The sequence below is a fragment of the Lishizhenia sp. genome, assembly GCF_033720595.1.
In the GTDB taxonomy this organism is placed as follows: domain Bacteria; phylum Bacteroidota; class Bacteroidia; order Flavobacteriales_D; family Crocinitomicaceae; genus Lishizhenia.
In genome coordinates, this window is the sequence record NZ_JAWWCF010000165.1 from 1 (window position 1) to 6,905 (window position 6,905).

The following is a 6,905-nucleotide window of genomic DNA, read 5'->3' on the forward strand; positions in this document are numbered from 1 at the left end:
CCTCATCATTTGGAATTGAACGCACCTCATCCTGCAATGAATTAGCCAAACTTTTCACCGGAGAAATTCCATTTCTAATTTCATGCGCAACCACTTTGGCAAAATTCGCCCAAGCTTCAAACTCATCAGAACTACCTTTATCCGAGGTAAACTCATACATTACAAATTCTACCTCACTAATGTTGAGTAATTTTTTATCCACGAAAACATCCTTTGCCAATTGAAAATTAAAAGCTTTAGCTTCTAACACCAATTGCCCATTACCATTAAGGTTCTCCAGTAACTCAAACACTCCTGGACAATGATCATCTAAGTCTTTCAACTGCCTCCCCAATTTCCATCCCAACAGCCTTTCTACACCTTCACTTTGCACCACCACATCTCCTTTGCTATCGCACAGCAATATAGCTGATGGTGCCAACTGTATAGCCTTTTTAAAAAGCTCAAGCTGTAAGCTTGCACTTTGGTCTTCTCTGTTTTTTTCTTGAATAATTAATTGGAGTGCTTTAAACACTTCAGGAAAATCAGTTTGCATAGGCACCTCTTTTTCATAGCGATATTGGTGTAATGCATACCCCAAATGACGTTGGAATCGAAAGATAAAATAAATCAATTCGATGGTAGAAAAAATTATCAATCCTCCCAAAACAAAAGGAGTTGCGACCCAGTTTTTCTCCCACAGAACAAAACTTAAAAAGGCCATTAGTACCAAAAGAACCAAAAGCCTCACCACCACTGCAACAGAAAATTTCCTGAGTCTCATCTTACAAATCATATTTATCTAAGCGTCTGTACAAAGCCGCTCTGGTGAGTCCCAAATCTTTGGCGGCTTTGGTCATATTCCCCCTGTGTACCTTCAAAGCCTCATTGATTAAGGCAATTTCCATTTCTTGTAAGTTTAAATTTGCCAATACACCTGGCCCTGTATACATATCTTTCTTGGCAGCATTTACCAGGTCGCTAGCATAAATCACCCCGTCTTTCGCCAAAACTACAGCGCGTTCAACAGCGTGTTCTAATTCTCTCACATTCCCCGGCCAACTGTACGATCTAGCCTCATCTATGGCTTGCGAACTAAACTCAACCCCTTGTTTTTTATATTTTCTAACAAACTTTTGCTTAAAGAAATGAAGTAAATCATCTACATCCTCTCTACGTTCTCTCAACGGGGGTAAAACAATTTCTACAGTATTAATTCTGTACAATAAATCTTGTCTAAACTTTCCACCATCCAAGAGTTCTTCCAAGGGCATATTAGTGGCAGCAATCAAGCGAACATCTATCTTTTTCGCTTTGGTATCCCCCACCGCTATCACTTCTCTATTCTGCAATACAGAAAGCATTTTGGCTTGTAAGGGTAAACTTAAATTACCTATTTCATCCAAAAACAAGGTGCCTTTATCGGCCAAAATCATACGCCCTTCCTTGTCCATATTCAGACCTGTATAAGCTCCTTTTTTCGCCCCAAAAAGCTCCGCTTCAAACAACTGCTCATGTACCGTTCCTAAATCAATTTTGACAAAAGCTTCTTCTTTACGCAAACTTGCTGCATGCAAAGCCTTCGCCACCAACTCTTTCCCCGTACCGTTCTCTCCAAGCACTAAAACATTCGCATCTGTTTCTGCTACTTGAGCAATGGTAGCTTTCAAGTCTCTCATGATTTGAGAATCTCCTATCATCCCAAAATCGAGTTCGGCAGCGTTTTCAACAAAATCCATGCGTTGCACCGCTTTCACCTTTTGTAATTGCTGGGTGGTAGATTTTAATTGAACAACTTGCTCTAGGGTTTTGAGCAATCGAGCATTCTCCCATGGTTTCTTCACAAAATCCTTCGCTCCAATTTTCATAGATTCAACTGCCAAATTGATTTCACTAAACGCGGTCATTACCACGATGCTCAAAGCAGGAAATTTACCAACTAACACTTTTAAAAACGCCAATCCCTCCGCTCCACTTATCTCGCCTTTGGAATAATTCATATCCATCATTAAAACGTCATACTCCTCGCTTTCCAAGGCCGCAATCAATTCTTCTTGCACACTAAACATGCTTACCTTAGCGTAATGTTTTTGCAAGAGCAACTTTAAGGCGATAAGAATATTTTCATCGTCGTCAAATAGCGCTATTTTTTCTGGGTGTTTTTGGGACATAGTTTAAAAATAAGGATTGTTCGATAATGAACACTTTTTTTATCGTTTTTCTTCCTTTTAACTTCCGCTAAAGCGTAGTCAATAATCCAGCAATTAACAGTAATAATAAGTTCAATATATGTTTCATAATTTATCGTATTAGGTCAACACTTTGCTTCACCAATGAAAAATAAGGGGAGCAACAAGCTTGTATAAACTATAGGTAATTAAAATTTGATTTTGTGCTGCTAAAACAATTCAATCACTATTAATGTGCTCCCCAATTTTACTATTCAATTCGTATACTCTCTATGGGATTTGTCTTAGATACTTTCACCCCATGATAAATTACAGTTACAACCACAAGCAAAAGAGCAATCACTAAGCTCAAAATCAAACTTCCTAACTGTAAATGAGTGTGGTAGGCAAATTCGTCTAGCCACCCGCTCCAGAGGTAATAAACAATAGGTGTTGCGACTAGGAATGCACCCAGCATCAACCAAACAAAGTCTTTGGCTATGATCCACATTACCTGCACATCACTAGCTCCTAAAACTTTACGAATACCTATTTCTTTAGACCTTGCCTGTATACTATAACTTAAAATAGAGAACAACCCGAAACTTGCTAAAACAATGGATACCGCAGAAAAGAACATGAAAATCGTGAAAAGTTTGGTTTCGTCAGTGTAATTCTCCGCTATGTCTCGATCGTAAAAACTTAAGTCAAATGCATGCGTTTCTACCGCCTTGTCCCACTCTTCCTCCAAATAATTTAAGGTCGTCGTGTAATCTCCTTCCTTTAATCGAATAGAAACTGTGGTTCCTCCCTCAAGAATTGGATTGTATAAAAGAATCAAAGGCTCTAACTTATTGTGCAAACTCTGAAAGTTAAAATCCTCTATCACACCTACTACCCTTCCATCATTTTCAGCCTGACCATCAGCTAACAAGCCCCATTGTATTCTTTTATTTAAAGGATTATCTTCCCAACCAAACTGTTCTACAGCTGTTTGATTAACGATAAATCCTTGCTGAGCATCCGTTGGGAACTCAGGTGAGAAAAACCTTCCTTGTGTAACTTTTAAGCCCAATACTTCAGCAAAATATTCGTCTACAAACAAACATTTAACTGTACGTTCTTTCAACTTACCCTCCTCTTCAATTCTAAACATGATTTCAGGACTACTTCCCGTAGGTAGATTACTTCTAGAATGACTTTTGATTCTATCATCATTCTTCAACAAATCCAGCCACGGCGTCGCATTTTTACGAGCAGTAGTGTCACTCGGTAAATTCACCGTTACCAAATTTTCTTTATCGAATCCTAAGTTTTTAGCACGAATGTATTCCAACTGATCCCCCACGAGTAGAGAACCAGTAATCATAAATATTGAAAAGAGGAATTGAAGTCCAATCAAAAGTTTTCTGAACATTCCGACACTTCCCTCCTTTTGTTGTGTTCCCTTCAATACTGTGGTAGGTTTTAAATTCGAAAGAATAAAAGCTGGATATGCTCCTGATAGTATAGCAATGAACGCAAATATTCCAATCTCTATCAATAACACCTGTGGGGTGAAAACATCTATTGCCGCTATATTCTTCCCTGAAACCTGATTGAACTGCTCTAAAAATATTTCCGTTAACATGAGTCCAAACAACATCGCTACAAAAGTGAGCAAACAACTTTCTAAAATAAATTGACGCATTATACTTTGCTTACTCGCACCTAGTGTTTTGCGCACCCCTACTTCTTTGGCCCTTTTGCGTTGTTGCGCCAAACTCAGGTTAATAAAATTAAATGAGGCAATGAGTAAAAGGAAGAAACCTAGTAGTATAAATATGTACAAGGTGCTCTTTTTCCCCTTCGGTAAATCGTATTCATGCCTATTGTCGAAATGTACATCTTTCAATTCAGTCAACATATAGTCATGAGAAGCCTCCGAACCGTTGGCTTGTCCCCAAGGCAAAACATACTTTTCGTTGACCTCATCAAGTTCATCTTCAAAATCATAAGGATCTATGTGTTCTTTCATCAAAATAAAAGTGAAAGCCCCTATCCTAAACCAATCTTGGTTAAATACATCGCGCGTTTGTTGCGGCAAGGTATTCATGGATACAACAGCTTTAAATTGAATTTCAGAATTAGGTTTAACATCCTCTATAACTCCCGTCACACGTAACATAGAGTTATTCATTTTCAACTGTTTATTCACCACATCCGTAGTTCCGAATACTTTCTTTGCTAAACTCTCCGTAAGTACTACCGTATTCGGCGCTGTAAGAGCATCTTTAGAATCACCTTGAATAAATTGGTAAGTAAATACATCAAACAATGTACTATCCGTAAAGCGAATATTGTTGGTTTTGTAAACTGTATTGTCTACCATTAATTCAACTTCACCATTCCCTCCAAAAAAACGAACGTAGTTCTCCACGATGGGATAATCTCTTTTCAAAGTAGGTCCAACAGCCAAGTTGGTTACAGCCGCTTGCATGGCTCCACTTAAGTCTAAGTTGGTGGTTAAACGATAAATTCTGTCTTTTTTCTCGTGATAGGCATCGTAAGAAACTTCGTCAATAACATAAAGTCCAATGAGTGTACTGGCGGCAATACCAACAGCTAAACCTATCACATTTAAAAAAGTGTAGACTTTATTCCCCAGGAGATTTCTCCACAATACTTTTAATTGATTTCCTAGCATTTCTTTTACAATTGATTTACCGCCTCTACACGTTCAGAAAGCATTTTCCCATCGCGTAACTCAATAATTCTCTGGGCAGCCTTGGCATCATTGGCTGAGTGAGTAACCATCACTATCGTTGTTCCGGCATTATTCAATCCTTTGAGGATATCCAACACCTCATTCCCAAAATGACTATCCAAATTTCCCGTAGGCTCATCGGCTAGTACGAGTTTTGGTTCTGTAACTACTGCTCTTGCAACTGCTACTCGTTGTTGCTGCCCACCTGACAATTGAGAAGGGTAATGATTTTGTCGATGAGCAATCCCCATCTTCTCCAAAACTTTCAACACCTTTTCTTTTCGTTCGTTTTTGGGGATATTCAAATATTGAAGTGGAAGCTCTACATTCTCTCCCACCGTTAACTCATCGATCAAATTGAAATTTTGAAATACAAAGCCAATGGTGTTTTTGCGCAGCTCCGTCCTTTCTTTCGGTCGCATTGCCGAAACATCTTTATCGTTTAGCATGTAACGCCCGCTATCGGCATTATCTAACATCCCTATAATGTTTAACAAAGTAGATTTACCACAACCAGAAGCTCCCATAATGGCCACAAATTCACCTTGCTGTATCTCTAAACTCAAACCATTTACAGCCAATGTTTCCACCGCAGAGGTTCTGTATTTTTTAATAATGTTTTCTAATCTCAACATGCTACTTCAATATAATTATCTCTTTTTCTTTTAAATATCCGTCGTAAGAACTCGTAATGATTTGTTCTCCCTCTTCTAATCCTTCTATTACCTGATAGTATCTAGGGTTTTGTTTTCCTAAAACAATTCTTCTTTGGTACGCCTTATCTCCTTTCACAACGTAAACAAACTTTCCTCCTGATGATGAAAAATAAGCCCCACGTGGTATTTTCAGAGTTTCCTCTTTACCACTTATTGCAATTGCCACTTGAAAACTTTGACCACGACTCAAACTCTCTGGTTGTTCATCTTCAAATAACAACTCTATTTCAAACTGACCATTCACAACATTTTGCTTCACTTTTGTAATGTATAAGTCGTAAGAATTTCCTTGTACCTTAAAACTCGCTTTTTGTCCGACCACAACCCTATTTAAGTAATGCTGATCTACCAAAGCAACAATCTTATAAGCTCCAGGAACATCCACACGCGCTACTATCTCATTGGCAGAAAGTACTTGTCCAATTTCAACATCAAACGATGTTAGTCTACCACTCAAAGGCACCAACACTTGCATCTCTTCAATTTTCGAGCGTATCATTTCAAGGTTTCTTTCCATTAAAACTATAGAAGCTTCTATCCTATCGTTTTGCACTTGCAGATAATGTTGATCTTCTTCCAACCTGCCTTTTAAAACATTCAGACGATTTAGCGTGTACTCCTTCTCGTCCTTTTGTTTTTCATATTCCAATTGGGCCAAACCTCGTTGCGCAAAAACAGCTGAATCTCCCTTAAAACTTCTGCAAATATTTGCCTTCTCTTTCTTGGTCAATGCATAATCATCTTCCAATCTACGCAAATTTTGATGCAGTGTAATTTGTGTATTTCTTAAGTTATTGAGTTGCTCAACTACTTGCGTCTCACGTTGCATATATTCTAAAACCAGCGCTTCATTTTGTAATGAAAGTAAAACTTCACCGGCTTTAACCGTGTCGCCGTCCTCTTTCATTTTCTGGAGTACTGAACCACCTTCATTTGCATCTATCAATATAGTTCGTTTCGGCTGAACACTCCCATTTGCAATTACAATTTCCTGAAACTCTCCATAGTTAACTTCAGCAAACTTCAATTGCTTATTAGGTATTTCAACTACATTATTTTGTAAATAGTAAGTGATTAAAGCAAGGATTCCCAAAACACCACCTATTACAATGAATTTTAGTCTATGCCTTTCCCAAAAACTTTGTTCTAATTTTATATCCACAGATTATTAATATTTCAATTGCTACAATTAAGTATTGTGCCAAAAAGCTAACCGCTTGATAAACAACACCTACATGATTCAACCTCCTATAACAGCTGTTCGAAAACGAACAATCCCTGTTCGGAAACGTACAG

General features: G+C 38.1%; 5 protein-coding genes. All 5 read right to left on the minus strand.

Features of this window, described 5'->3' with window-relative positions; all coding sequences use genetic code 11:
• Positions 1 to 763 (minus strand): hypothetical protein (locus tag R3333_RS11265; RefSeq protein ID WP_318958880.1); only part of this gene is annotated, 763 nt, incomplete at its 3' end.
• A 1-nt stretch (position 764) separates the two neighbouring features.
• Positions 765 to 2,150: a sigma-54 dependent transcriptional regulator gene (locus tag R3333_RS11270; protein WP_318958881.1), complete on the minus strand. Its 1,386-nt coding sequence runs from the start codon at positions 2,148 to 2,150 to the stop codon at positions 765 to 767.
• Positions 2,151 to 2,418: 268 nt separating this feature from the next.
• Entirely contained in the window at positions 2,419 to 4,833 is a 2,415-nt protein-coding gene (locus R3333_RS11275; RefSeq protein ID WP_318958882.1) for an ABC transporter permease, read from the minus strand.
• Positions 4,834 to 4,838: 5 nt separating this feature from the next.
• Positions 4,839 to 5,528, minus strand: a complete 690-nt coding sequence (locus tag R3333_RS11280; RefSeq protein WP_318958883.1) for an ABC transporter ATP-binding protein — start codon at positions 5,526 to 5,528, stop codon at positions 4,839 to 4,841.
• Position 5,529: 1 nt separating this feature from the next.
• Positions 5,530 to 6,771 carry an efflux RND transporter periplasmic adaptor subunit gene (locus tag R3333_RS11285; RefSeq protein WP_318958884.1) on the minus strand — a complete coding sequence of 414 codons (1,242 nt, stop codon included), beginning with the start codon at positions 6,769 to 6,771 and terminating at the stop codon, positions 5,530 to 5,532.
• Positions 6,772 to 6,905: the final 134 nt, after the last annotated feature.

Excerpts from the sequence above, each read along its gene's own strand:
- R3333_RS11270 (WP_318958881.1), bottom strand. The coding sequence starts at position 2,150 with ATGTCCCAAAAACACCCAGAAAAAATAGCGCTATTTGACGACGATGAA.
- R3333_RS11280 (WP_318958883.1), bottom strand. The coding sequence starts at position 5,528 with ATGTTGAGATTAGAAAACATTATTAAAAAATACAGAACCTCTGCGGTG.
- R3333_RS11275 (WP_318958882.1), bottom strand. The coding sequence starts at position 4,833 with ATGCTAGGAAATCAATTAAAAGTATTGTGGAGAAATCTCCTGGGGAAT.